Source organism: Litoribrevibacter euphylliae, from assembly GCF_042646085.1.
GTDB classification, from domain to species: Bacteria; Pseudomonadota; Gammaproteobacteria; order Pseudomonadales; family Litoribrevibacteraceae; genus Litoribrevibacter; species Litoribrevibacter euphylliae.
In genome coordinates this window covers 442699-467812 of sequence record NZ_JBHRSZ010000002.1, presented here as the reverse complement: position 1 = coordinate 467812, position 25114 = coordinate 442699, and the positions used below count along the sequence as shown (strand labels likewise).

At 45.6% G+C, this 25114-nt stretch carries 22 protein-coding genes and 3 tRNA genes; 13 read left to right on the top strand and 12 right to left on the bottom strand.

Translation table 11 applies throughout. From position 1 onward, the window contains the following. Positions 1 to 101: 101 nt before the first annotated feature. Positions 102 to 1568, bottom strand: coding sequence for a sodium/proline symporter PutP (gene putP, locus ACFOEK_RS03865; RefSeq protein ID WP_386716427.1), 1467 nt, complete (start codon positions 1566 to 1568; stop codon positions 102 to 104). Positions 1569 to 2039: 471 nt separating this feature from the next. Between putP and ACFOEK_RS03860 the strand changes: the two genes are divergently transcribed. Then, positions 2040 to 2501: an Lrp/AsnC family transcriptional regulator gene (locus ACFOEK_RS03860; RefSeq protein ID WP_386716424.1), complete on the top strand. Its 462-nt coding sequence runs from the start codon at positions 2040 to 2042 to the stop codon at positions 2499 to 2501. A gap of 135 nt (positions 2502 to 2636) precedes the next feature. Here ACFOEK_RS03860 and ACFOEK_RS03855 read toward each other — a convergent pair whose 3' ends face one another. Continuing rightward, entirely contained in the window at positions 2637 to 4931 is a 2295-nt protein-coding gene (locus tag ACFOEK_RS03855) for a LemA family protein (protein WP_386716422.1), read from the bottom strand. Positions 4932 to 5062: 131 nt separating this feature from the next. Between ACFOEK_RS03855 and ACFOEK_RS03850 the strand changes: the two genes are divergently transcribed. Next, positions 5063 to 5680 (top strand): uracil-DNA glycosylase family protein, encoded by a 618-nt coding sequence (locus ACFOEK_RS03850; protein ID WP_386716419.1) that lies wholly within the window; start codon positions 5063 to 5065, stop codon positions 5678 to 5680. Positions 5681 to 5710: 30 nt separating this feature from the next. Here ACFOEK_RS03850 and ACFOEK_RS03845 read toward each other — a convergent pair whose 3' ends face one another. Then, positions 5711 to 6190: a hypothetical protein gene (locus ACFOEK_RS03845; protein ID WP_386716416.1), complete on the bottom strand. Its 480-nt coding sequence runs from the start codon at positions 6188 to 6190 to the stop codon at positions 5711 to 5713. Between the two features lie 526 nt (positions 6191 to 6716). Here ACFOEK_RS03845 and ACFOEK_RS03840 point away from each other — a divergent pair. The 5 genes from ACFOEK_RS03840 to ACFOEK_RS03820 all read left to right on the top strand — a co-directional run bounded on the left by ACFOEK_RS03840 (position 6717) and on the right by ACFOEK_RS03820 (position 12253). Beyond that, positions 6717 to 8138, top strand: coding sequence for an SPFH domain-containing protein (locus ACFOEK_RS03840; RefSeq protein ID WP_386716413.1), 1422 nt, complete (start codon positions 6717 to 6719; stop codon positions 8136 to 8138). A gap of 258 nt (positions 8139 to 8396) precedes the next feature. After that, complete coding sequence (locus ACFOEK_RS03835; RefSeq protein WP_386716410.1) at positions 8397 to 8852, top strand: BLUF domain-containing protein; 456 nt, start codon at positions 8397 to 8399, stop codon at positions 8850 to 8852. Between the two features lie 87 nt (positions 8853 to 8939). Next, a complete protein-coding gene (locus ACFOEK_RS03830) occupies positions 8940 to 9812 on the top strand; it encodes a substrate-binding periplasmic protein (RefSeq protein ID WP_386716407.1) in 873 nt (290 codons plus the stop codon). A gap of 497 nt (positions 9813 to 10309) precedes the next feature. Next, complete coding sequence (locus ACFOEK_RS03825; RefSeq protein WP_284382005.1) at positions 10310 to 10516, top strand: cold-shock protein; 207 nt, start codon at positions 10310 to 10312, stop codon at positions 10514 to 10516. A 459-nt stretch (positions 10517 to 10975) separates the two neighbouring features. Further along, positions 10976 to 12253, top strand: a complete 1278-nt coding sequence (locus ACFOEK_RS03820; protein WP_386716403.1) for an O-acetylhomoserine aminocarboxypropyltransferase/cysteine synthase family protein — start codon at positions 10976 to 10978, stop codon at positions 12251 to 12253. A gap of 25 nt (positions 12254 to 12278) precedes the next feature. Here ACFOEK_RS03820 and ACFOEK_RS03815 read toward each other — a convergent pair whose 3' ends face one another. After that, complete coding sequence (locus ACFOEK_RS03815) at positions 12279 to 13301, bottom strand: hypothetical protein (protein ID WP_386716400.1); 1023 nt, start codon at positions 13299 to 13301, stop codon at positions 12279 to 12281. Between the two features lie 120 nt (positions 13302 to 13421). On the opposite strand from ACFOEK_RS03815, the gene ACFOEK_RS03810 reads away from it, so the two are divergent. Beyond that, positions 13422 to 13883: an Lrp/AsnC family transcriptional regulator gene (locus tag ACFOEK_RS03810; RefSeq protein ID WP_386716397.1), complete on the top strand. Its 462-nt coding sequence runs from the start codon at positions 13422 to 13424 to the stop codon at positions 13881 to 13883. Between the two features lie 15 nt (positions 13884 to 13898). On the opposite strand, the gene ACFOEK_RS03805 is transcribed toward ACFOEK_RS03810, so the two are convergent. Further along, on the bottom strand, positions 13899 to 14822 hold the full coding sequence (locus ACFOEK_RS03805) for a LysR family transcriptional regulator (protein ID WP_386716394.1): 924 nt from the start codon (positions 14820 to 14822) through the stop codon (positions 13899 to 13901). A gap of 125 nt (positions 14823 to 14947) precedes the next feature. On the opposite strand from ACFOEK_RS03805, the gene ACFOEK_RS03800 reads away from it, so the two are divergent. Continuing rightward, positions 14948 to 15826 carry an SDR family oxidoreductase gene (locus tag ACFOEK_RS03800; RefSeq protein ID WP_386716391.1) on the top strand — a complete coding sequence of 293 codons (879 nt, stop codon included), beginning with the start codon at positions 14948 to 14950 and terminating at the stop codon, positions 15824 to 15826. Between the two features lie 60 nt (positions 15827 to 15886). Here the strand turns inward: ACFOEK_RS03800 and ACFOEK_RS03795 are convergent, their stop codons facing one another. From ACFOEK_RS03795 to ACFOEK_RS03770, 6 genes are all read right to left on the bottom strand, one after another. Next, a complete protein-coding gene (locus ACFOEK_RS03795; protein ID WP_386716388.1) occupies positions 15887 to 16735 on the bottom strand; it encodes a sterol desaturase family protein in 849 nt (282 codons plus the stop codon). A 43-nt stretch (positions 16736 to 16778) separates the two neighbouring features. After that, positions 16779 to 18119 (bottom strand): SLC13 family permease, encoded by a 1341-nt coding sequence (locus ACFOEK_RS03790; RefSeq protein ID WP_386716385.1) that lies wholly within the window; start codon positions 18117 to 18119, stop codon positions 16779 to 16781. Positions 18120 to 18244: 125 nt separating this feature from the next. Continuing rightward, positions 18245 to 18321: transfer RNA gene (locus ACFOEK_RS03785), tRNA-Pro, on the bottom strand. A gap of 110 nt (positions 18322 to 18431) precedes the next feature. Next, a tRNA-Pro gene (locus ACFOEK_RS03780) sits at positions 18432 to 18508 on the bottom strand. A 3-nt stretch (positions 18509 to 18511) separates the two neighbouring features. After that, positions 18512 to 18587: transfer RNA gene (locus ACFOEK_RS03775), tRNA-Asn, on the bottom strand. 186 nt (positions 18588 to 18773) lie between these two features. Continuing rightward, positions 18774 to 19820, bottom strand: a complete 1047-nt coding sequence (locus tag ACFOEK_RS03770) for an alpha/beta fold hydrolase (RefSeq protein WP_386716382.1) — start codon at positions 19818 to 19820, stop codon at positions 18774 to 18776. A 175-nt stretch (positions 19821 to 19995) separates the two neighbouring features. Here ACFOEK_RS03770 and ACFOEK_RS03765 point away from each other — a divergent pair, with 175 nt between their 5' ends. Then, positions 19996 to 20922 (top strand): substrate-binding periplasmic protein, encoded by a 927-nt coding sequence (locus tag ACFOEK_RS03765; protein WP_386716379.1) that lies wholly within the window; start codon positions 19996 to 19998, stop codon positions 20920 to 20922. Positions 20923 to 20934: 12 nt separating this feature from the next. Here ACFOEK_RS03765 and ACFOEK_RS03760 read toward each other — a convergent pair whose 3' ends face one another. Next, a complete protein-coding gene (locus ACFOEK_RS03760; RefSeq protein ID WP_386716376.1) occupies positions 20935 to 21684 on the bottom strand; it encodes a pseudouridine synthase in 750 nt (249 codons plus the stop codon). A gap of 152 nt (positions 21685 to 21836) precedes the next feature. Here ACFOEK_RS03760 and ACFOEK_RS03755 point away from each other — a divergent pair, with 152 nt between their 5' ends. From ACFOEK_RS03755 to ACFOEK_RS03745, 3 genes are all read left to right on the top strand, one after another. After that, positions 21837 to 22847 (top strand): Glu/Leu/Phe/Val family dehydrogenase, encoded by a 1011-nt coding sequence (locus tag ACFOEK_RS03755; RefSeq protein ID WP_386716373.1) that lies wholly within the window; start codon positions 21837 to 21839, stop codon positions 22845 to 22847. 77 nt (positions 22848 to 22924) lie between these two features. Continuing rightward, complete coding sequence (gene pdhA / locus ACFOEK_RS03750; protein ID WP_386716370.1) at positions 22925 to 24028, top strand: pyruvate dehydrogenase (acetyl-transferring) E1 component subunit alpha; 1104 nt, start codon at positions 22925 to 22927, stop codon at positions 24026 to 24028. A gap of 87 nt (positions 24029 to 24115) precedes the next feature. Then, positions 24116 to 25078 carry an alpha-ketoacid dehydrogenase subunit beta gene (locus ACFOEK_RS03745; protein WP_386718533.1) on the top strand — a complete coding sequence of 321 codons (963 nt, stop codon included), beginning with the start codon at positions 24116 to 24118 and terminating at the stop codon, positions 25076 to 25078. The last annotated feature ends 36 nt before the right edge of the window (positions 25079 to 25114 follow it).

Here is a 25114-nt window from a genome sequence, read left to right as displayed (position 1 = left end):
GTTATTTTTTAGTCTTTATTGGTTGTATGTTGTTGGCATAAAAAAGCCCTGGCTAGCTACATTAACCAGGGCTTTTAGGTTTAAGGAATTGACGTTTGGTTTTAACTCTTAATCTCAGCCTCTACCTCTTCAAAGCGAGCCAGGACAGTCGCGGATGGTGCAGCAGTGAGTTTGGACGCGACAATAATTGCTATAAATGCAAACACAATACCCGGAATAATCTCGTACAGATCAAACCATCCACCGGTTAGTTGCTTCCACAACACCACCGTTACGCCACCAGTAATAATACCGGCCAAAGCGCCAACCTTAGTCATATCTTTCCAATACAAAGACATGATCAAAGCCGGGCCAAACGCAGCACCGAAGCCTGCCCAGGCATAGGACACCAGTTCCAGTACCTTGGAATCTTTATCCATTGCGAGGAAGGTCGCAATAACGGCAATGACAATCACAGCTATGCGGCCTACGTTGACCAACTGCTCTTGCGTTGCATTCTTATTAAACAGTGCTTTATAGAAGTCTTCTGCCAAAGCTGATGACGATACCAGCAGTTGAGAGTCGGCGGTACTCATCACCGCTGCAAGAATGGCTGCTAACAGTACCCCGGCAATAGCAGGGTGGAAGAGGGCATCAACCATTACCATGAATACTGTTTCATTATCTCCCAGTCCCTCAGGTAAATACCCAATTGCTGCCAGACCGATTAAGCAGGCACCAGCCATTGATGCGGCACTCCACAACACCGCAATACGACGTGCAGCAGGAACATGATCTTTACTTTTAATGCCTTTGAAACGCGCAAGAATATGCGGCTGTCCGAAATAGCCCAAGCCCCAGCCGAGCAAAGACAAGGTGCCGATCAGCGTTATTGTTTCCCCTTTTTCATCGGTGAACATATTCAAGAGCTCAGGGTTTTTCGCTTCAACCGCTGCCACCGTACCGCTCAGACCACCAATTTCACCTATGGCAAATAGCGGCACCAGCATTAAGGCTCCAACCATCAACAAGCCTTGCACAACGTCGGTCCAGGACACCGCCAGAAAACCACCAAACAGGGTATAGGAAATCACAGCTGCCGAACCTACGAGTACAGCGACGGTGTAGTCAAAACCAAATACGGTTTCAAACAGTTTACCTCCAGCAACTAGGCCGGAGCTGGTGTAAAACAAGAAGAAAACCAGTACAAAAACAGCTGAGATGATACGTAGACTGTGACTTTTATCTTCAAAGCGTTTTTCAAAGAATGCGGGCAAAGTTAGTGCATCATCGGCTTTTTGCGAGTAAACCCGCAACCGTTGTGCCACCAGTAACCAATTCAGCCAAGTGCCAATCAGAAGCCCACCTGCGAGCCAGAAGGAACCGAAACCGGCTGCCATCGCGTAGCCAGGTAGGCCCATCAGAAGCCAACCACTCATATCTGATGCGCCAGCGCTTAATGCGCTTGGAATTGGCCCTAAGTTACGTCCCCCCAGAACGTAGTCGGATAGATCCTGGGTGCGACGATAAGCAATAATGCCGATTGCCAGCATCAGAGCCAAGTAAATAACAAAGGTCAGGGTTATCATATGAAACCTCTTTGTAATACTCTATGTTTATTATTGTATTCGGAGGCCGCTTTTCACTTCACAGCTTCCTTGATCATACCTATTACAACTCGTTCACTTCAGTGACTGGAGCTCGCTCAAACAAGTCAGAACGCCTTCGTTGTTTTTCGCTAGTACAATTATTTAAAAGCTTACCCTCAAGCCTCTAGTCAATTACTCTGTATTTGTTTATTTCCCAGGTAATTATTTTTTTTTAATTAAAACTAGCAGTTCTTTTTCCTTTTCGACGTTGATTTGGCTTCAGGAATCAATGCCTTTCTCACTAACAAAAAGTACAGAACGTACACTTTTCTTGTTTGTTGTAGACGTATTCACTATCTTAATAATGAAACTTAGCCTTTTAGTATATTAAACAGATATGAGACGTTACTGGCTGAGCTAGAGCGGACTTGTTCAGAGGTTCCCTAGGAAGCGTTACAGCGGGGTGAAAGTATGGAAAACCTGGATAAGCTGGATATGTCTATCCTGCGTGAGTTGCAAAAAAACGGTCGTATTACCGTTACCGAATTAGCATCTCGGGTTGGTTTATCAAAAACGCCTTGCCAGGTTCGGGTAAAGCGGCTGGAGGAACTGGGTTATATCCTTGGTTATACCGCCATCATTGATCAGAAAAAATTAGGCTCCAGGCACGTAGCTTTTGTACAGGTCACCATGATCGATACCAAAACAAACGCGCTTCAGGCGTTTAATGATGCGGTACGTGAGATTCCTGAAATTGAACAATGCCACATGATAGCCGGTAGCTTTGATTACCTGTTGAAAGTACGGACCTCTAACATTGAAAACTACCGGCTGGTGCTAGGCGAGAAAATATCTAACCTGCCTTTTGTGAAACAGACCAGTACCTTTGTTGTGATGGAAGACGTTAAGGATGTCGCATCGAAGGTTATTTAATTGTTGGTTAAACAAGAGGCTAGCCAATGGCACTGCCATGATGCGTTATTAAATTAAATTTTGGGAAATGACATCCCGGGCGGAGTTTGATGATCCACCCGGTTTTGGTTTTATTGAAGAATGTAATGCCTTAACTTACGCAAACAATTCCTGGCGTTGGAACTTAAACAACCAGGTAAAGAGAATATCCGGGAAGGTTTCTAAACGTTCGTTATAGAGGGTAACTGAGTCGTTGTAGCCGTTTTTTAGCAGTGCCAATTCGGTATCCAGTCGGGTCAGTTCATCCATCAGTTTTGAAACCAGCTCTTGGCTTTTAAGGTCTGGGTAGTTTTCCACAACCGCATTGACCGATTGTTTTATCTTATGAGTCGCGCCCAGGCATTGTTCTAACGAATCTTTATCTTCATGAACCTCTTGAATGGCAGAGCGGAAAGAAGCGACCTCGGACATAATATCCCTTTCATGCTTCATGAACTCTTTTACAAGGGTTTCCAATGACGGAATCAGGTTCTTACGTTTACGGATGGCAACGCCCATGTTGACCCAGTTTCGCTCCGCTCGCTGGCGCAGGAAAATGATGTCGTTGTAATGCAGCATCATAGTGAAGAAGAACATGTAGACGGGGCCGACCAGTGCAGCGAGTAAAAAGTCACTTGGGGAGAAGCTGCCGCTTTGGGCAAACCAAAGTAGGCCACTGCTGAAAATACCGGTGAAGGCCAGATTCAGAAACAACAAGCCAACCCAGGCTTTTCGGAACATGACTTTGGATTCTGACAGGTTACTGAGAATAAATGGCAGTTTTGAGCCGGCCTCTGTGATGTGTAGTTTATCCTGTTGATTTGGGTCTGGCTTCGCTTCACCAATGGCATAGAGTGGGTCGTTGAGTTTAAGCAGCTTTTCACTGTAGGAACGATTACCCGACGTGCGCGAGTTCGAATGGCTGGTGATAATCTCTGCGTCTACTGGCACGATTTTGACTCGACCTTCTTCGTCTTCACACTCAAAGTCCATGTATTGAAGGTCATCCACAACGGTGACCCATTTAGCGTCCTTACCAGTGCCGCGTTTTTCTTTGACTAAATAGTGGTACCAACAACACTCGCTGCTAGTCATTGGACTTTTAAGTGATTGTGTTTTCTCGGGCAACTGAATGCTGCCTTGTACTTCGGACATGCCCGGTACCAAGCCCAGGGTTTTCTGGGTTGGGATGTTCTCGATCAGTCGTTTGAACTTAATGCGTCGAAAGCCCAGATAGCTAAACAGTGCCATCAATGAGAGCCCTAAGAAAAAGAAGAAATAATGCCAACCACTGGTGAGCTTGGAATCTGCCTGTTGGTTGATGCGCTTTTCAAGCTGGCCTTGAAGTGTTGCATTCAATTGAACACTTTGGGAATCGTCGAGATTATGGCCCCACATCGGTGCAAATAACCATTCTGGGAAACGGGTTAATTGACTTTCTACCAGATATTGAGAAAGCGCTAAATTAACCTTGTATTCGGTTAATTGATTGTTGAGATGTTCATCCTCAAAGCTGACGTTGGCTTGCGTCAGTAGGTTTTGGGAAACGGATCGATCTCCTTGGTTGATGTTCGCCAGCCGATCCATGGTAAACGTCCATTGCTGTTGATAGCGTTCAATGGCTTGTTTTAGATCGTTGTTCATCATCAATAAACTGAAGTGAACTAATACTATGCTGACGCAGGTAATCAGTAAGGTTTGATATTTCCATACTTTGTGAACTCGCATGATCACTGCCAAGGCATAAATGGACATGGCGATTAAGGCCAAGCCACCCCAAAGATAGAAGACGCCAGCACTGCCCATGCGTTGTTGCTCATAGCTTTTATCGTAGGTCGAAATGATGGGGGTATAGTCGTTAGAAGGGGGGAACTCCAGCGTCATTTTACTTGAGTCCGCAGAGCTTGCTTGCGCATGCCCGTAAATGAAGATTTTCTTGTTTGGTTCGATGCGATATTCAGTGTATCTATGATCACCGGTGATGGTTTGGAAGCTCTGCTCAACAGACCAATCTATCGAGTCAGTGTAGGTGTTAGGGTTCACCAAAACGGCTTTACTGTGATCTCGAATCAGGAATTCAACACGTTTGGTTTTGGAGTCGACTAAATCCCAATAGGTGTTTCCGTCAGAGTCTCGTTTTTCTACTTCGTGGGTGTAGCGGTAATACACACTGGGCGTTCGGGTGTGATAGCTTTTGACCAATTGACCGTCGGGTGCTTGCTCTACAAACCCTGACACGGCATTGGGCCCTGGGATAAGACTGTTCAATGAAACGGTGGGTGTGCGTTCTAACTGCCGTAACGCCTGAATTTCTTCAAACCCAAAGTGCATTAATTTCCAGCCACACCAAAAGGCAAATACGCCTAAAATAAGTGGGAGAACTTGGGTGAGTAGTCTTTCCTTGATGGTCACTTTAGAATCCTGTCTTTAAACGCGTTCTTTAATTAATGGCAGTTGTTAAATAGCCGTTCTGAATGGCGAGCTGTTGAATGGCTCGTTGGCAACTTGTTGATGGTATTGAAGTTTAGAAGTATTTGAAAACGATGTCGAAGCGGAAAGTGTACCCCGAGAAAACAATCAAAAAACGCAACATTGATCTTCAAGATCTATTGGTTGAAGTCCGTGCCTGTCGTATCTGTGAGGATGTATTGGAGCCCAACCCGGTGGTTCGAGCCAGTACCACGGCTCAGTTATTAATTATCGGCCAAGCGCCAGGTACGCGCGTGCATGCAACGGGCATTCCCTGGAATGACCCTAGCGGTGATCGACTTCGATCCTGGTTGCAAATGGATAAAGATTCTTTCTATGACGAGTCTAAGGTCGCGATTATTCCGATGGGGTTCTGCTATCCCGGCCGAGGGAAGAGTGGCGATTTACCGCCAAGACCCGAATGTGCTGCTCAATGGCATGCACGCTTGATGGCGCAATTACCTGATGTTCGCTTAACTTTATTGGTCGGGAGTTATGCCCAAAGCTATTACTTGGGCAAAGCTAAACAGAAAACGTTAACAGAAACCGTCAAACATTATCGGGAGTATTTGGCGGAGGGATTTCTGCCGATACCTCATCCTTCACCCAGAAACACCCTCTGGTTAAAGAAGAATCCCTGGTTTGAAGATGAGGTGGTGTCAGAATTAAGACGAATTATCGAGACGATTTGATGGCCTGTAATAAGAGAATATTGATGTTGCTTAGGCTGTTTGCGATTCCTCGACAGGACGTGCTTTTTTCTGAAAGTGGACATCATCGACCCAGCAACGAGTTTCTGGGGGAAGCCCCAGTAATTGCACTTTCAAACTCTCTAAGTCACCTTTGACCTCAATAGTTGCCTGACCAGATAGCATTATTGATTTAGTACCTCGGGCAACGGTTTTTTCAATCACCGCATCTTGTTCACCCCAGCTGTCTTCATAGGTAATTAACAAGCTATAAGCCCCCTGGACTTCAACATCAAAACTGAGCCAGGCTGCAACGCTGAATGTTTCTCTTGAGTTGCTTGATGTGGTTGGTTTTTTAGGCGCCTGTTTTTTACGAAGCAGCTGGAAAAAGCTTTTACGGCTTTTCTCGTTTAACGGGTCTTTGCAAATCGGCGCATCCATGTACTGACTTCGAGGGATTTGCTTCAGAGTGACCGGTGTTTTGCTGGATTCGGAAAAGATTAATGATTTCATGTAGTTATTATTTCAACGTTAAAAAGTTTATTGGGAAATAAAAAGTAATATCAGGTATGGCGCCAAAAATTGTCAGATTTTTATGTAAATGTGACGTATTTTGTCACCGCGCATTTTAGAGACTCTAGACACATGAAAACGTGAACTTACGCCATGTTTTAACACTTTGTTACGAGAAAGGTATAAAACCATGATGGTTTTGGTAAAAATATGACCTCCTGGTTAATGTTTTAACAGGGATGTTAGTTTTCAGTGCGTTCATAGAAAGAGGATTTTCGAGAAAAGCTGCTTTTTAGCATGACTGGTTCTGGCTATTTTCTGGCTATTTGAGTACGAGCTCGACTAAAATGGCGCGGCTTTGACGAAGTGATATTCGGGACAGAGTGATATTCGGAGTAGCTATCTAATTTCGCAGTAGCTAGGTTCTCTTTAGGGAGCGAATACTGATCCACTCTGTTTCTAAGCAATGAACTACAAAATTAATTACATAAACATGTAAGCACTCTATGGCACAAGGAATTAGCCCATGACTTCAATTGGTTTCGGGATTGCTGGCGTAGCAATCATCATTGCAATTTTTCTCCACTTTGGAATTAAAGACAAAGAACGCGTTCCGAAAGGTGCAATGCGTTTGATTTTAACGATTGCTGCGATAGGGTTTGGTTTAGGCTTTACTGGTTCGGGCATCTTCTACGCGGAACCAGGCTATGTGTATCACGTACGTACTGTGATGGGCGATGAAGAAGTGGTGTCTGAGCCAGGATATAAATTCTATCCGTTTGGTCGATACAATGCCTGGAAACGTGCGATGACGGTTCAGGCCGCAGCGGGTTCTACCGATGGATTGTATGCAGAACGTGATACTTCAGAAGCCAGCGCAGGTTTGCCACCGCTAAACATCATGTTTCTGGACCAGGTAGACGCGGATGCAGAAGCAACGGTTCGTTTTTCGATTCCAAGTGATGAAGAGTCTTTTCTTGAATTAACCCATGAATATCGTACGCCTGAAAACTTGCTGCGTACTGCTTTGATTCCAGCGTTTAAAGAAACTCTGCAAGCAACCGCTTCTTTGTTCAGTGCTGAAAACTACTACTCAGGTGCACGTTCTGAGTTTAATTCTGAATTCGAACAGCAGATGACCAGTGGTATTTACATAGTACGCCGTGAAGAAGTGATGATTCGTTCAGAACGTAAGGTGAAGGGATCGGCTAATGCTGCGTTAGGGAAAAATCAGGAAACTTACGGTGACGAAGCGAAAATTGCGTTTGTCGTGAACAAGGTGCTGGATGAAAACGGTCAGCCGAGGAAAAAGCATCAGAAATTCGTGAACTTCGGGATTGCCGTGGTGGATGCTCGTGTCACCAATATGCGTCCAAACAGCAAGTTTGTTGAGCGTATGCAGCTGAAACAGAAAGCATCTGCGGATCGCGCCATCGCTCGTGAACAACGTATTCAGGAAGAAGAACAACGTTTACTGGCTATTGCAAAAGGTGAGCGTGAAGTTGCAGAGCGTCAGGCGCAAGCGAAAGTAGAGCAGATTCAGCGTACTACGGAAGCGGAAACCGAGAAACAGTTGGCACTGACTAAAGCGTTAAAGCTAAAAGAGCAAGCGCAAATCGAAAAAGAAACGGCTGAGATTAATCTGGATAAAGCCAAGATTGAAGCGCAGACGGTGAAAACCTTGGCCGATGCAGAAGCTTATAAGAAACGCGAAATTCTTCGTGCCGATAACGCCTTGGCGCAAAAGCTGGATGCGGAAGTTCAAATCCAGAAGCTTTGGGCCGATGCTTATGCGAAGCGTGCTGTACCAACCAATGTGTTTGGTGCTGCGGGTGATACCCCTGTAGGCGGTGACTCCGAAACCCGTGCTTTCATGCAGTTGCTGACTTTGGATGCAGCCAAGCGACTAAGCTACGATCGAGATATTTCTACGGCAAAGAATCGCTAAGCTAACTTACTTCTCTACATTAGACATCTTGCCTAATTAGAAACGTTGAGCTCGGATTGATCTGATCCGGCTCAACGTTTTTCCTTCTTATTTTCTACCTTTCTATTATTCGTCTTTTGCTTTTGCCTTGGATCATGGACTGCTGAGTTCTTGCTGTGTTGTCTTTGCTAGTTTGTTTTCTACACTTAATTTTGAAGTTCTGACAAGTATAGTTTCTGCCTTGAAATGCATAGTTTCAATTGAATAGGGAAGCATCAAATGACAGAAGACGTTTCAGATGAAAACTTAGTTCATCTTATTTATTCCAGTGCTTCTTCGGCTGGAATGTCGAATGATGAATTAATGATTTTGTTGGAAAAAGCGCGTCAACGTAATGAGTCGCTCGGAGTGACAGGCATGCTGCTTCATGATGAAGGTTCTTTTTTTCAGGTACTTGAGGGGGACGCCAAAGTTGTGGGTGAGCTCTTTAAAGCCATTGCTCAAGATAACCGACACGACCGCATAGTAAAGCTTATTTATGAGCCCATCGAAGAACGCAGCTTTTCAGAATGGAGTATGGGATATTCAGGGATTTCCCGTAATGAGCTCAAAGCCTTAGATGGTATGAATGACTTTTTTCATTCTCGCAAGTGTTTCACCACCTTAACCGAAGGCCGAGCAAAGACGTTACTAAAGGCTTTTGAAGAAGGGCGATGGCGAGCGTCTTTGGAGTAGCTCAGGTTCTTTATTCTTGCTCATGGCAATGGTGAATAAATGAAGAGCAAATTCATTACTCGGATAGTTCTCGCATCTGGTGTCGGTATGTTTCAGTTCATCCTTAGTGGATGGCTTTATGGCGCATCAATGGTTGGAGCGGGAGACGTTATTCGACATGTCCCGCCCGAAGATAGAGTGGATGTTCGAAAACAGTATTTTCTCGACGTATTGGAATTGGCTCTCGAGAAAAGTAAGCCTGCGTTTGGGGATTATCGACTGGAACAATCAAAGACTCAGGTATTTCAAGCAAGAGCGTTCAAAAGCCTGCAGCAAGGGCAGTTGGATGTGGTGTGGTCGATGACATCCAAGTCACGAGAAACCATGGCAAGACCCATTCGTATTCCGTTGATGAAAGGCTTGCTTGGATTTCGCGTGTTAATCGTTCATAAGGACAAAGCGGAAGCCTTCAGTGAAGTTCGAACACTTCGGGACTTAGCGCATTTTACCGCCATTCAAGGGCATGACTGGCCGGATACTCGTATCCTTCGACATAACGGCCTTCAGGTCGTCTCGGATTCAAAATACCTGGCTATTTTTGAGCGTCTCGATCATGGGCGATACGATTATTTTCCACGAGGTATTCTGGAGGCTTGGGAAGAGCTGCTATCAACTCGCCATAAATACCTGCAAGTGGAACCAAGTCTATTGCTGGTCTATCCCGCCCCGGTTTATTTCTTTGTTCATAAAAATGATAAGCGCCTGGCTGAGCGTCTGACTTTGGGATTAAACGCTGCGTTAAACGATGGCAGCTTTGACTCGTTACTCTTAAATCATCCGCTTCATCGAAAGGCATTTGAGGCTTTAAAGGACAGTCCGCGAAGGGTGCTGTATCTCTCGAATCCGTTGTTATCGAAAGAGACGCCTTTAGATCGGGAGGATTACTGGTTGTCGGTAGAGACATTATTGAAAACTCAGTAATCGGTTCGACGCTTGAGTGAATGTGAATTAGCTCTGGTGTTGCTTTGGGGGCCGAGTATTTCTGGCGAGAGAATGTTAAAGCGTGCTGATCAACCAATGTACAGCGCTAAGAAAAGCACTCGGGATGTAACTACCTTTTATCAAACCTGACTGTTTTGGAGGTTTTCTTTCTTATCCATTGATTTAATTTAGAGTTCCTGGCTTTTGGGATAGCTTGAAATCAGCGGCTTTCCCTAAAACGGGTCTTCAGTCTCTCGTTTCTCAAAATTAAATTATTGATGAAAATATAATCAAAATGGCTTTTTTTTCTTTTAGAAACGAGCTAGTGTTATGAACAGGCAAGGACATTGTTTGTTGCATATGCGCGTTTACGGAGTGAACTGTTAAAGCATTTCTGTATGCATATCATCGGGACGAAGGGTTGCCTTGGTGCGGGGGTAAGGGGCGAACTCTTGAACACTCGTAAGTGAGAAATACAGAAATTTTAGGAAAGTAATATGTCTACACAAACAGGCCAGGTGAAATGGTTTAACGAACAAAAAGGTTTTGGCTTTATTCAACAAGAAAGCGGACCTGATGTCTTTGTTCATTTCAGTGCAATTAAAGGCGATGGTTTTAAAACCCTGGCCGAGGGACAGAAAGTTCAATTCACTATAAGCCAAGGCCAAAAAGGTCCTCAAGCAGAAGATGTAACTGCAATCTAATACCCTGTTAAGATGGGTTAAAAAGCGCCACACTAGTTGGCGCTTTTTTGTGTCTGTTAAAAAATAGACCCACTCAAAAGCTTCTTATGTGTTTATTGATACAAATTAATAAGTTATAAAGCTAGGGAACCTCTGAACAAGTCCGCTCTAGCTCAGCGGGCGCTAGAAAAGTGTTAGAACAAGGCGAGCTTCGTAGAGAATGTCGAGACCTTCAGTCCGAGACCTTTTCAAGAAGTTCAACACATAACGTGGTTACCAGTTCTAACATTTTTCAAGCCCCGCCCTTCGGGGCCTTAAGAGAAATATCTCTTTTTTGTTGCGGCTTTTTGACGTAACCCGTTATGCCTTCAAAACCGCGCCTCAAATAGACATTTCTCTTATAGGCCTGAGCAGAGAGGGACTTGTTCAGAGGTTCCCTAATGAGAGTATTCTCAATAAGCTAACATCTTGGGGAAGATAATGAAATTAGAAACCATCGCGTTACACGCAGGGTATGATGGCGACCCGACTACTAATGCTGCCACGACACCAATTTATCAAACGACTTCATATACCTTTGACGATACTCAGCATGGCGCTGATTTATTTGATTTGAAGGTTCCAGGCAACATCTATACACGAATCATGAACCCAACCACCGCAGTGCTTGAAGAGCGCGTTGCAGCCATGGAAGGTGGTATTGGTGCGTTATGTGTGGCTTCCGGGATGGCTGCAATTACCTATGCAGTTCAAGCCATTACAAACGTCGGCAGTAATATTGTCAGTACCAGTCAGTTGTATGGCGGGACGTATAATTTGTTTGCTCATACCTTACCAAAGCAAGGTATTGATGTACGTTTTGCTGCGCACGATGACTATGAAGCGTTGGAAGCAGCCATTGATGAGAACACTAAGTTAATGTTCTGTGAGTCGATCGGTAATCCGGCAGGTAACGTGGTCGATATTGCGCGTTTGGCTGAAATTGCTCATCGTCACGGTGTACCACTGATGGTGGATAACACGGTAGCAACGCCTGTGCTATGTCGTCCGTTTGAGTACGGAGCAGACATCGTGATTCATTCTTTGACTAAGTACATTGGTGGTCATGGTACGACCATTGGTGGCGCTATTGTTGATTCTGGTAAGTTCGATTGGGCAGCAAATAAAGAGCGTTTCCCAATTCTGAATGAGCCTGATCCTTCTTATCACGGTGTGGTGTATACCGAAGCACTAGGCGCTGCGGCATTTATTGGTCGTTGTCGCGTTGTTCCTCTTCGTAATACCGGTGCAGCAATGGCGCCACACAGTGCGTTCTTATTGATGCAAGGTTTAGAAACCTTGTCTCTGCGTATGGAACGTCATTGTGAGAACGCACAGAAAGTTGCCGAGTATCTGGATCAGCACGAAGCCGTATCTTGGGTAAATTACGCTGGCTTGGAAAACAGCCCGTACCGTCCTTTGGCGGATAAGATTACCTCGGGTAAAGCATCGGGCATTCTAAGTTTTGGTATCAAAGGTGGCGTACCGGCGGGTGCTAAGTTTATCGATTCGCTACAGATGATTTTGCGTCTGGTGAATATTGGTGATGCTAAGTCATTGGCGTGTCACCCAGCTTCAACAACGCACCGTCAGCTATCACCTGAAGAATTGAAGTCTGCGGGTGTAAGCGAAGAAATGGTACGTTTGTCGATTGGTATTGAGCACATTGACGATATCATTGCCGATATTGATCAAGCGCTTAAGGTCGCTATGTCTTAATCATGGTTTCATGGGCAGCCCGGCCTTAGTTGGCCGGGACGGCTGTTTCATCGGACGATCTGTTCAGATGCCGATTGGTTAAGTGTTTATCCCAAAAGTGCTCTGGCAGTCGATTGACCACACGTGTCAACAGCGCAATGACCAACACTGAAAACGCCAACCGAGCCCAGAGCACCCCAGAAATATCCGCACCTAAGAGCATGACTAACAAGGTGTCTTCGATAATGCTGTGACACAAGGCCAATAAGCACATGGCTGAAAAAACATCACGCTTGGACACGTGACCCTGACGGCTCTCATAAATCAGCAACCCGCCACCGAAACTCAGACCCAGCGTCACACCGATAATCGTAATGGATGTGGCCTGATTACCGATGCCCAGTAATTTAAGGATCGGAGAGAGCAGAAGCCGCATTAAACGCTCGATACCAATTACTTTCAGAATTTTTAGAAAGGTCAGTAGCACGATAATGGTCAGCTGGATAATGATGAGACTTTCCAACTGGCTAACGGCCCAGCCGGATAAACTGGCATCAGGAATCTCCGGTTGCCATAACAATTCACTCGGCGTTTGTAAGTAATCGAAAGCATCGTAAGTTTGGTGAGTTATCCAGGCTAATAACAGTCCACCACCGATGCGCAGCAGTAATGTAATTCTTAAACGAATACCGGCTTGTTGTGCAATTCTGGCTTCGACTGGCAGGCCATGGGCTAATAGCATCAACAGTGAAATAATGGTGACCTGTGCAACAGTAAGAACTTCATGTTGTTGCACATAAAAGAACACCAGCATGCCCGCATAAATGTTGGTGAAGATGGTTGTGACCCAAACTAAGCCCATGGATTCTGGTAGTCCAACCCAACTCATGATTGGGCCGATCAGCATGGCGATGTATTTTAGGAGCCCCATCAGTTCGAGCAACTTTACCACCACAATCGTTGGGATCATGATTTTGAAGAGGGTGGTGGATACTTCCCAAATTTCCTTGCCCAATTCTTTATAAAAAGCCCCTTGGAAAAAGGGGATGCCTTTAAGAAATGTTGTCATGATTTTTCCTCGCTTAGGTTGAATATGGTAAACCAAGCGAAGAATTTTCAATTTCTTAATCTAAACTCTAGAGTTAATATTATTTCTAATTTATTAAAACAGTTGATGAAAAATTAACTTATGGCTGAGTTACTTGAAACAGATCGTCGAATTCTACGTATTCTTCAAAAAGATAATAAAATCACCAATGCAGCATTGGCAGAGCGCGTTGGACTATCGCCACCGGCTTGCTTAAAGCGGGTGAAACGGCTTCACGAAGTTGGGGTAATCGAGCAGAACGTTGCCATTCTTAATCTTAAGCAGGCGGGCATTGGTATCACCATGATTGTGGAAGTTGAGATGGAGAGTGATCGTGCGGATAAGAACGATGAGTTCATCCGTCGAGTGAAAGCAACACCTGAAGTCTCACAGTGTTATCAAGTGACGGGTGAAGTGGATTTTGTGTTGATTGTGAACGTATCGGACATGGAAGCCTTTCAAACCTTTACAGAACAGGTTCTGTATTCCTATTCGAACATGCGAAAGTTTCGGACGTTGATTTCTATGCGCCGCAATAAGTTCTCGACGGAAGTGCCGCTTTGATCTTTTTCACTTACTCTATGCGTTAAAAGGCGAGTGAAAGATATTTCTCTTCATTAAAAAATCAATCAAACAGCGAACTCTTAACGGTACTTGTTTTCGTGAAGGGTAAACCAATGAAAACACCAAGGGCGCGGATTGAATGTCCGGAAATAATTGAACCAATGATTGGTTCTTGATCGCGTCTTTAACCGTTGTTGGTAATAATAGTCCAACCCCTTGACCAGCCTTGATCATGTGTTGCATGGCCATTGGCGAGTTGCACTTATCATATCTCTTTGGCTGTATGAGGACTTTCTGTTGATCTTGTATCAACTCGATCAGGCCATTCGGTGTGGACTGATTCAGGATAATCCATCTGAGTTGTTCGAGTTCTTCAATGGATTGTACTGTTTTGTTTTTATGTGCGTTCTTTTTCAAAAAGTCTGGGGTGCAAAAGATCCCGAAGCTTTCCTGAAACATGGGGCGGGCGATCAGTGAGTCGTCCTTTGGAAAGCCAATTCGAATGGCTAAATCAATGGTCTCTTCAATTAAGTCGAGCGGATAATCGTCCGCAATCAAATCAATTTCTATCTCGGGAAAGGCGTTATGAAAGTCGTCTAAGGCGGGAATAAAGTGTGTGACCGCAATGTCCGTGTTCATGGTGATGCTGACTCGGCCTTTTGGCGTTTGAGGTGAGGCTATGGCATCTACCTTATTCAGTAGTTGAGGTAGCTGTTGGGCTTCGTCAAAAATTTCCTGACCTTCCGGGGTGATGGACAGCTTTCGGGTAGAGCGCTGAATCAATCGGATGCCGAGATGTTGTTCCAGCTGAGCCACTTGTTCGCTGATTCTTGAGCGACTGGAATGTAATCGTCTGGCGGCTTCGGCAAAGCTACCGGATTCGATCACGGTGACAAAAATGGCCAGTAACTTCAGTATCGTAAAATTTTTTGTTCTCATAATCCGATCAATCTATTCGGTAATGTCTATCTAGTGATGACAATAGATGGTGCCCATAATGGCTCCTATGTTCAAGATCGAATGACCACCTTGAGTCATTTAATAGATATACGCAGGAGTAGACGATGATCGCAGTAACCGGTGCCAATGGTCAGCTTGGCCGATTAGTAATTGAATCTTTAATTGAACAAGTGCCAGCAACAGAAGTGGTGGCTTTAGTAAGAAACGTGAATGACGCAAATGAACTAGCCGCGTTGGGCGTAGAGATTCGTGAAGCGGATTACGACAAACCTGATACCTTAGCCAAGGCGTTGCAAGGCATTAACAAGTTGTTGCTGATTTCCAGTAACGCGGTAGGTCAACGTGTTCCACAACATCAGGCCGTTGTGGATGCGGCGAAAGAAGAGGGCGTTAACTTGTTGGTATACACCAGCATTTTGAAGGCTCAACAATCGCCAATGAAAATGGCGCAAGAGCATGTGGCTACTGAAGACTACATTCAGCAATCAGGCGTTCCTGCTGTGATTCTCAGAAACGGTTGGTACTCGGAAAACTATACGGGTTCAATTAAGGACGTTGTTCAATACGGTGTGGTTGCTGGTGCCTCGGCTGATGGACGAATTTCGTCAGCGGATCGTAAAGATTACGCAGAAGCGGCGGCTGCTGTGTTAGCGTCTAAGGATGATCTTTCAGGCAATGTATACGAGTTGGCCGGAGACGCGTCTTTTTCATTGTCAGAGTATGCGCAAGAGATTGCTCGTCAGTCTGGCAAGGAAGTGACGTTCAACTCAATGAATGACACTGAGTATCAGGGCTTTCTCGTGAGTGTTGGTTTACCGGAGGGTTTTGCTGCGCTGTTAGCGGATTCTGATCTCAATGCGCGAGATGGGTGGTTGTTTGATGACAGCGGCACTTTATCTAAGTTGATTGGAAGGCCAACCACTTCGATTCAGCAAAGTATAAAAGGCTGTATTAAAGACAGTATTCAAGACTGTACTCAATAGCTAAATGATCACAGAAGCCTGCACTAAGCAGGCGTCTGTGGTTCATGACTGTTTCTCTTATTATTTAGGGTTATTCTCATTGGCTTCAGCAGGTGCAAGACCTTTCTTACGATTGCTTAAATAACTGAGATACGACGGGATGTAGGTGTTGCCCATCCAACCGTCTAAATAGGACAAGAATCCTGAAAAATTCCCCTTGAATTTGGCGTGATGAAAATCGTGATAAATGGCGCCGTGATAGCAAGGAATGAGCTTAATCGGGTTATAGGGAATATCATAACCACTGTGACCATCGGCGGCTTCAAACTGACGGATGATAATCCAGGCGTAGACCACATATAAATGCGCCCCGACCAGCAACGGCGGGACGAGCGCTAATAGGCCCGTTGCGACAAATTCCACCCAATGAAAATAATTTCCGTCCAAGGCGCAGGTGTTTTTGATGCGGTGATGGACGCCGTGTATGTGTTTCAGAATCCAGCGTTGATGCATGCTTCGGTGCATCCAGTAATACAAAAAATCATCGAGGATAATAAAGAAAATCAGTTGCCCAATAATGAGGTACCAAGCCGGCAGTTCACCTATGTGAATAGTGTTTATGTGCCGGAACAACGGCCACAGTAAGGTCATTAATGCGATCAAAATCGTCGTGTTAACAGTGATTCGAGCAATGTTTGGGAGGAAGTATTTTCTGACCTGAAACGGTTTTTGCTGAATCTTGAATCCTTGCATGGATTTAGGATCGAAAAAGGCCAGTAACGTCCAGGGAAGGGCAAAGATCAGAAAGGCAGCGATGCTCAGAAGTGGTGTGACGACCACCAAATCAACATAGAGCGTGTCTTGATAGCTATTCAGCCAGGCCGCAGGGAGCAGGGTTGCTAAAATGCTAGCAGAATCGAGCGTACTCATTATCTTTGCCTTTTGTCCTACATTTAATTTTTACGTTGAGACTTCAAGCGAGCCATAAAAATAAATATAGCAAGAATGGTAAAGACGCAGAGGCAACGAGATTAAGGAATATCCCCGCCCGCATCATTTCTGATTGAGGCACTAAACCACTGCCATAAACCACTGCATTTGGTGGTGTCGCGACAGGCAACATAAAGGCGCAGGATGCAGCGAGACCAATGCCCATGGCGATGAATTCAGAAGGTAAATTCAGCTGATCTGAAATGCTAATAAACAGCGGTACTAATAACGCAGCGGTGGCAGTGTTACTGGTTAATTCGGTTAAGAAAATGACGAACAGAATCACCATCACCAGAAATATCATAAAGGGCATGCCGTGCATGTAGCTGGCAAAGTTTTCAGCGATAAACGCGCTGGTGCCTGTGGTTTTTAACACGCCACTTAAGGCCAGGCCGCCGCCAAAGAGTAATAAAACGCCCCAGTCTGCCCCTTGTTCAATGTCTTTCCATTTCAGGCTTTGGAACACAATCAAAGTCACAACGGCTGAAATGGCTACCCAGGCATCAAAGTATTTTTCGATACCAAGCCAATTGCCTAAAGGCTTTCCAAATAACCAGGCAAGTACAGTGCATAAGAAAATAACGATCACAGTTTTACTGCCCGAACTGGCTTCGGGGGCGTCCATTGAAAGTTCAACCTTGCCCGATAAATCCGGTTTGACGACCAATTTGAGAGTGAAGATTAAAAGCGGTAGCAGTACGATGACCAGAGGCAAGCCGACCTTCATCCAGTCTATAAAGGTGAGATTCAACGCGGCTCCAACGATAGCATTTGGCGGGCTGCCGACCAGAGATCCCATACCGCCGATACTGGCGGAATAGGCAATGCCTAGTAACACAAATAATGAGGTTGGACCTTGTGATAACCTCAAGGAAGCAATGATGCCCAGGGCGAGCGGTAACATGACGGCGGTAATGGCGGTGTTACTGACCCACATTGAAAGTACCGCCGTTAAACCAAACAGTAAGTAAATCGCGAGGCTGGTATGGCCTTTCGAACAGGCCAGAATTTTGTGGGCAATAACTTCATCGAGTCGCTGTTTTCTGAGCGCCGTTGCTAAAGTAAACCCGCCAAGAAAGATAAACACAATGGGGTGGGAGAATGAATCCAGGGCTTGATTGACCGGGAAAACGCCCAACGCTACCGACAAGACGGGAATCAACAAGGCAGTGGCAGTGAGATGAAGCGTTTCAGTCATCCATAGGATGGCGGCGACACTAAAGATGGTAAGCCCTTTCTTTACATTTGGATCGAAGTCCGACAAGTAAATGGCCAAGCACGCAATCAAAAGTGTGAGTAAGCTGACTAGTTTCTTTGTTGTCATTCCTACGCCGTCTCCTATCTGAAAAGAGAATTAGGGTAAGAATTAATTAAAGTTTAGACGTACTGATTTATCGACAAGAAAGCGTTGGATGAAATTGACGAATATCAAAAGAGGAGAAGAAAAGATGGTCGGAGTGGAGGGATTCGAACCCCCGACCCACTGGTCCCAAACCAGTTGCGCTACCAAGCTGCGCTACACTCCGAGCAAATAAAGCAATCACTGATGCCTGCACTTAACAGAGCATTCGTTTAAATAAGTGATTCCTTCACAGATGATCTTCAAGAGAAGAAAAAAGATTGATGAGAAGAAAGATGGTCGGAGTGGAGGGATTCGAACCCCCGACCCACTGGTCCCAAACCAGTTGCGCTACCAAGCTGCGCTACACTCCGAAATGGCTCCTCGAGCTGGACTCGAACCAGCGACCAATAGATTAACAGTCTACTGCTCTACCAACTGAGCTATCGAGGAACAACTCATCAAGTGGCGCGTATATTAATGATGAGCCGTTTTACTGTCAACAGTTTTTCCAACGAATTTCTTTAAAAATATGAATTTTTAACGCAGTCATTTAAAAGGTGTTTAATCTTTGAACGAATTCAGAGGTTATTGATAAATAATGATTATTTTATGTTCAGAAATATTTTGAGAAGTGCGTTAAGCGTCTCGTTCCAGTAACCAATCCCGGACAACTGGCCAGACTTTTTCAGGAGCATCTTGACCACAAATAATATCCATGTGACCAAAATGTCGATGATCTTCCGGTTTTCCAAACTCACGCCATTGACGATCGACACTACCAATTTTGTCATAGGCACCGGCAATGGACTCTGGCGGTACTACTCTGTCCTTGTCTGCAGAGAGAAATAATACCGGTGTGGTAATTTGCCGAATGGATTGCTCGTAATCGTGTTGCCGATTGGTGCTTAAAAACCTGCCTTCTGACGCCCAGCCTAATAGCGTAGAGAAAACCGGCATGCCCGTTCGGTCAAAAGCTTTTAATAGCAGATTGGTTAAGAAAGGTTGATCTATGGTTTGTGGAACCCATAAGGGGGCGAACCAGCGATTCTTTTCATTATCGAGAAAAGGCAGTGCTCGATTAGTGAGAGCGCCGACCACATCAATACTCAGGTGTTGTGGAAAGAGGGCGTGAACGTGCAATTTACGGTGCATCCAGGTGTAGGCTTGCGCCAATGGACGAATCACACGAGTGCCTTTGCCAAAATTAAACGGCCCGCAAATGGACACAAAGCCTTTGAGTTGGCGCTGCATTTCAGAGCTGGCCCCGTAACAGATGGCGCCACCCAGTGAGTGACCGATGAGATAGATCTTGTTGTGTTCGGTTCGGTGACAGATAAAGTCGATCAGTGCAGGAACATCGTAATCCACATATTCTTCGAAACTCTTAGGGTAAGGTGCGCCATTCGCGCGGCTGAGGCCATGACCGCGAAGTTCTGCGATAAACACATCATAGCCTTGAGTTACAAGATAGTCGGCAAAGGAACGTCCGGTCAGATCCCAAAAATGACGATTTTGACCGAGACCGTGAATCAGTAATACCGGTGTTAGATTTCTTTTTTGGAGCAAAGGAAGCTTGCGGGTCACGATCAAAGGTACGCCGTCGTCCGTGATGACTTCGAAAATCTCTTTATAGCCAATTTGGGTTTGGCTGCCTGAATTAATCGAACTGAATCTTTGCCGCACTTAAACCTCCAACGGGGAAAGTAATCTTTACCAGTATAGAAGGTGATTCTGGAGAACCTTTATGTCGATTTAAGACAAGTCGTTGATAATCTTGATGTGATACTCAAAGGTTCCCTTAGAAAAGTCGCTGAACATCCGGCTATACTGGATTTCACTGTCACGTGAAAAATCATTTATGAAACATATCATTCTTTTGTTGTGTTTGTTGAGTACGCCGCTGCTGGCTGGTTCTGTTCAGAAGGAATCTGTTCAGATTGAACTTATTCAGGTCGAATCCATTCAGATCGAATCCATTCAGATTGAACCTACTCAAGCCGACTCTAGTCAGATCAATATTGGCCAAGATAAGGCGTTTCGTTGGTGTGCTTATTTCAATTGGCCACCCTGGATTTATAAAAACAAACAAGGTACTTACAGTGGTATTTTGGTTGAACAGCTTGATTTGTTTAGGGCAAAAAATCCGGATATTAAACTGGTCATGAAGGAAATTGACAGTTGGAAGCGTTGTCAGGAAAGTGTTGCGCTAGGAACCACTGACTTTATTTTAGGGGCAAATAAAACACCTGAACGGGAGATAAAGTTTCGTTATCTTGATCGTCCCGCATTTATTAATTTCACTGAAGTAGGTGTTTACAGTGCTTACGACACAAATTTTCCAGACGTCACGGCCATAGAAGATCTCGCTCAGTTTACGTTAGCGATTGTCCGGGGTAACAGTTTTGGTAAAGAAATAGATGACTTTGTTGCGTTACTTCCAAAGCGAGGTCTTGATCCCAAGCTTGTGGAGCTGTCCACCTTAGATCAAGTAATGAAATTTGTGGCTCTGAAACGAGCCGACTATTTCTTTATGCCCAGAGCCAGTTTTCAGGAAGAAGTTGAGAAAGTGAGTAATGCGTCGAATCAGCTCAGCGAAGCGACGTTTCGAGAAGTCTACAGCGTAAAGCGTTCTACGCCCGTGTATTTGGCGTTTTCCAAGAAAAATAAGGTATATCCGCAATTGCAAAGCCGATGGCTCAGCGCGTTAGAAGCGTATTATCAATCAGTGGACTTTGAGGCGAGGGTGGCGTTTCATCAGCAACAGTTGGAAAAGAAACGTCATTGATTGTTTCTATCGTTAAAAATCCAGCCGGGCTTTGGCACAAATGGGCTGTTGGGTGACTGGGTGAGTTACCGTAAGTTGTTCTGCATGCAATAACAAACGATCCGATTTGGCCAAGGCTTCATCACAGGCGTAGAGGTTATCACCAAGAATTGGGTGGCCTAATGCCAACATGTGCACTCTTAATTGATGACTGCGACCGGTAATTGGGGTCAGCTTTACACGCGTTCGATCATCAGAGTGTTCTATTACCTGCCACAACGTTTGAGAGGGTTTTCCTGACTCATGACACACTTTCTGTTTTGGACGATTCGGCCAGTCGGTGATTAAGGGCAGATCCACTTCCCCGGATTTTTTTCCAGTGCTGGCCACCAAGTCACCATTCACCACAGCAATGTAGTGTTTTTGAGTTTCTCGATCTTGAAACTGACGGCTGAGTTCCCGATGTGCAGTGGGCGTATAAGCGATGACTAAAATTCCTGACGTTGCCATATCTAAGCGATGAACGATGCGTGCATAGGGTGCGTTTTCCTGAATTCGGGAAATCAAACAGTCGGCTTTGTCTGGCCCCCTTCCTGGTACGGTAAGCAGGTCAGCGGGTTTGGCTACCATTGCCATATGATCGTCTTGGTAATAAACGTCGATGTCTCGATGGCTGGTAATGACGGTATCAAAGAGTGCTGGGTGTTTGGTATTTTCAGGCATCGGAGATTCGGGGGCGTTTGCTGAGATAGGCGTATTTTGAGTGCTCGTGATTATCCGCATCCGCCATTTTTGTGCAACCTATAATCCCTTATTTGGACCTTTTATTTACAAAAAGTTGCACATTTTTTGAGCTGTCTGGCTAAACTCAAGTTAAAACCGCTAATGGATTCAGGGACTTCCTGATCGGTTACCTTCACTTCATGGAGTCTTCTATGTTTGATCTGATGAAGGAACACCAACTTCAAGAATTGCACTATGTTCAAAGCGATGACTTGAACGCGATTGTGGCAATACACAGCACCCAGCTGGGGCCAGCATTGGGCGGGTGTCGTTTTGTTCCTTATTCAGACCCCGACAGTGCCGCGTTGGATGCGGCGCGTTTGGCCCAAGGTATGACTTATAAAGCCGCATTGGCGGGAGTGCCGTTTGGTGGTGGCAAGGCCGTCATTTTGTATCCGGAAGGCGAATTTGATCGTGAAGCCTTGTTTAAGCGTTTTGGTCAGTTTGTTCAGGATTTAGTGGGGCGTTACATAACGGCTGTAGATTCGGGAACCGACGTTCAGGATATGGATATTATTCGAGGACAAACCGAATTTGTGGCCAGCAGTTCTGTTATTGGTAATCCCTCTCCACATACTGCAGAAGGGGTGTTTCAGAACATACGAATGATCCTTGAAGACGAACTGAATATTGCACTGGATCGATCTACGGTTGCTATTCAAGGTTTAGGGAATGTCGGTTATACCTTGATGGAAAAGCTCATCGAAAAGGGCGTGACAGTGATTGTTTCGGATAAGGATTCAGAGAAAACCCGCCGCGTCATCAATGAACATGGGGTGTTTGTTGCGCCGGTCAGCGAGTTACTTGTTGAGCCCTGCGACATCTTAGCGCCGTGTGGTTTAGGTGGCATTATCACGCCGGATTTGGTGCCTAGATTAAACTGCAAAGCCATTGCAGGCTGTGCTAATAATCAGCTTTGGAATGAAGAAACGGGCGATTTATTACATAAACGAGAAATCCTCTATGCCCCTGATTTTGTCATCAACTCGGGTGGACTTATCTATGCGTCGGGGCGTTATCAAGGATTTTCAGCCGAACAAATCGCACTTAATTTAGAGCGCTTACCTAAGACCTTAGCTCAGGTTTTCTCTGAGTCCCATAAACAGGATATTCCCACGAATCAGGTGGCTGTTACCATGGCGAAGGAGATTATTGAAGCCTAACGTACCCAGCAATTTGTATACAGAGTTTGTGAACAGCAACGACTGGGTCGAAATGATTATGAAGATAGGAGTCGTCTATGCCTATGCAACCGCATGTGGAAGTACCTTATCTACAATGTCTTTCAGCCAAAGGACAAGCGTTAACCGGCTTAACCGAAACGCAGGCGTCCATTCTTAAAAATCCCGAATTGCTTAAAGAAGCCTATCGCTGGATGACCTTAACTCGTGTCTACGATCAAAAGGCCGTTGCCTTACAGCGAACCGGACAAATGGGCACCTATCCCGCCTCGCTAGGTCAGGAAGCCATTGGTGTTGCCGTCGGATTGTCGATGACCAAGGAGGATGTGCTTGTTCCTTATTATCGTGATCATGCGACTTTTTTGATTCGTGGCTGGCCGATTCGGGATGTGTTGTTGTATTGGGGCGGCGATGAACGCGGCAGTGCGGGTGGTCCGGTTCATGATTTTCCGATCAGTGTTCCCATTGCTACTCAGTCGGGTCATGCGGCTGGTGTGGGGGCGGCTATGAAGATTAAAGGCGAAGCCAATGCCGTGGTCACGACCATCGGTGATGGTGGAACATCCAAAGGCGACTTTCTTGAAGCGATTAATGTGGCCGGTGCCTGGCAGTTGCCGGTGGTGTTTGTCATCTCCAACAATCAGTACGCCATTTCAGTGCCCCGATCGATTCAATGCGGCGCCAAGACCTTAGCGCAAAAAGCCGTTGGTGCAGGCATTCCTTTTCTGCAAGTAGATGGCAATGATTTTGTCGCTTGTTATGACGCGATGACTTTAGCGCTCGAACGTGCCCGATCTGGTAAAGGCGCGTTTCTGATTGAAGCGGTGACTTATCGTTTAGGGGATCACACCACAGCCGATGATGCCACCCGTTATCGTTCCCCCGAAGAAGCCAAAGAGGCTTGGTCAAAAGAACCCATTAAACGCATGCAAACCTATTTAGCTGAGCAAGGCTGGTGGGACAGCGATCAAGAAAAACAGTGGCAACACGCGTGTGACAAAAAAGTCGAAGAGGGGATTAGCGCCTATAAATCCATGCCGCCTGAGCCGGCCGAAGCGATGTTTGATCATCTGTATGAGGAATTTCCTGAGTGTATGTCAGGGCAGTTGGAATTGCTCTATCAGAAAGTCGAACGAATGCAGTCTTCCGAGACTGAGGATTAGAGGGGAGCGGTTATGAACGATGAAACAGCGAGCATTGAAACAGCGAACGATGCAACTGTGAATAACAGCCCTGTGCATGACATCACTATGGTCGAAGCGGTGACCTTAGCGTTAGCGCATGAGATGCGTTGTGATGAGAATGTCGTCCTGCTTGGAGAAGATATTGGGCCCAACGGCGGGGTATTTCGTGCAACTTTAGGTTTAAGAGAGGAGTTTGGATTCAAGCGCGTCATGGATACGCCTTTGGCGGAAACCTTGATTGCCGGTATGGCCATTGGCATGGCGGGCTATGGCTTGAGACCTGTAGCTGAGATTCAATTCATGGGGTTTATCTACGCCTGTATGGAGCAAGTGGTGTCCCATGCCAGTCGCATGCGGAATCGCACCCGTGGTCGCATTACATGTCCGCTGGTCATTCGAGCACCGTTTGGTGGCGGAATTCATGCACCGGAACATCACTCAGAAAGCACCGAAGCCTTGTTTGCTCATGTGCCAGGGTTACGGGTGGTGATTCCGTCGTCCCCGGTTCGCGCTTATGGCTTATTGTTGGCTGCGATTCGAAGTAATGACCCTGTGTTGTTTCTGGAACCTAAACGCATCTATCGGATAGAAAGACAACGGGTGGAAGACCATGGGCAGGCGTTGCCTTTGGATACCTGTTTTACCTTACGTCAGGGTGACGACATTACTCTGGTGAGTTGGGGGGCGTCGATCATGGAAACCATGTCGGCAGCAGACCAGCTCAGTGAACAAGGAATTGAATGTGAAGTGTTGGATTTGGCCACCATTAAACCGTTGGATTTCGCGACTATCTTGAATTCCGTTAAGCACACTGGTCGTTGTTGCATTGTGCATGAAGCTTGTCGTTCGTTCGGGGTGGGCGCTGAGATAGCGGCAGGGCTTGCGGAGCACGCCTTGTTGGACTTAAAAGCGCCGGTAAAACGGGTCACGGGGTTCGACACCATCATGCCGTACTTTAAAAACGAACAGTATTACTTGCCATCCGAACAAGACATCGTAAGTACCTGTCTTGACCTAATGAAATTTTAAAACGTGGACCTGAAAAGAAATGACGTCTGATTAAAC

Bases quoted from the DNA above. Each gene is read 5' to 3' on its own strand.
- putP (WP_386716427.1), bottom strand. From the start codon at position 1,568: ATGATAACCCTGACCTTTGTTATTTACTTGGCTCTGATGCTGGCAATC.
- ACFOEK_RS03795 (WP_386716388.1), bottom strand. From the start codon at position 16,735: ATGAGTACGCTCGATTCTGCTAGCATTTTAGCAACCCTGCTCCCTGCG.
- ACFOEK_RS03815 (WP_386716400.1), bottom strand. From the start codon at position 13,301: ATGACAACATTTCTTAAAGGCATCCCCTTTTTCCAAGGGGCTTTTTAT.
- ACFOEK_RS03860 (WP_386716424.1), top strand. From the start codon at position 2,040: ATGGAAAACCTGGATAAGCTGGATATGTCTATCCTGCGTGAGTTGCAA.
- ACFOEK_RS03760 (WP_386716376.1), bottom strand. From the start codon at position 21,684: ATGCGGATAATCACGAGCACTCAAAATACGCCTATCTCAGCAAACGCC.
- ACFOEK_RS03805 (WP_386716394.1), bottom strand. From the start codon at position 14,822: ATGAGAACAAAAAATTTTACGATACTGAAGTTACTGGCCATTTTTGTC.
- ACFOEK_RS03830 (WP_386716407.1), top strand. From the start codon at position 8,940: ATGTTTCAGTTCATCCTTAGTGGATGGCTTTATGGCGCATCAATGGTT.
- ACFOEK_RS03835 (WP_386716410.1), top strand. From the start codon at position 8,397: ATGACAGAAGACGTTTCAGATGAAAACTTAGTTCATCTTATTTATTCC.
- ACFOEK_RS03755 (WP_386716373.1), top strand. From the start codon at position 21,837: ATGTTTGATCTGATGAAGGAACACCAACTTCAAGAATTGCACTATGTT.
- ACFOEK_RS03810 (WP_386716397.1), top strand. From the start codon at position 13,422: ATGGCTGAGTTACTTGAAACAGATCGTCGAATTCTACGTATTCTTCAA.
- ACFOEK_RS03745 (WP_386718533.1), top strand. From the start codon at position 24,116: ATGGTCGAAGCGGTGACCTTAGCGTTAGCGCATGAGATGCGTTGTGAT.
- pdhA (WP_386716370.1), top strand. From the start codon at position 22,925: ATGCCTATGCAACCGCATGTGGAAGTACCTTATCTACAATGTCTTTCA.
- ACFOEK_RS03765 (WP_386716379.1), top strand. From the start codon at position 19,996: ATGAAACATATCATTCTTTTGTTGTGTTTGTTGAGTACGCCGCTGCTG.
- ACFOEK_RS03840 (WP_386716413.1), top strand. From the start codon at position 6,717: ATGACTTCAATTGGTTTCGGGATTGCTGGCGTAGCAATCATCATTGCA.
- ACFOEK_RS03800 (WP_386716391.1), top strand. From the start codon at position 14,948: ATGATCGCAGTAACCGGTGCCAATGGTCAGCTTGGCCGATTAGTAATT.
- ACFOEK_RS03845 (WP_386716416.1), bottom strand. From the start codon at position 6,190: ATGAAATCATTAATCTTTTCCGAATCCAGCAAAACACCGGTCACTCTG.
- ACFOEK_RS03825 (WP_284382005.1), top strand. From the start codon at position 10,310: ATGTCTACACAAACAGGCCAGGTGAAATGGTTTAACGAACAAAAAGGT.
- ACFOEK_RS03790 (WP_386716385.1), bottom strand. From the start codon at position 18,119: ATGACAACAAAGAAACTAGTCAGCTTACTCACACTTTTGATTGCGTGC.
- ACFOEK_RS03850 (WP_386716419.1), top strand. From the start codon at position 5,063: ATGTCGAAGCGGAAAGTGTACCCCGAGAAAACAATCAAAAAACGCAAC.
- ACFOEK_RS03820 (WP_386716403.1), top strand. From the start codon at position 10,976: ATGAAATTAGAAACCATCGCGTTACACGCAGGGTATGATGGCGACCCG.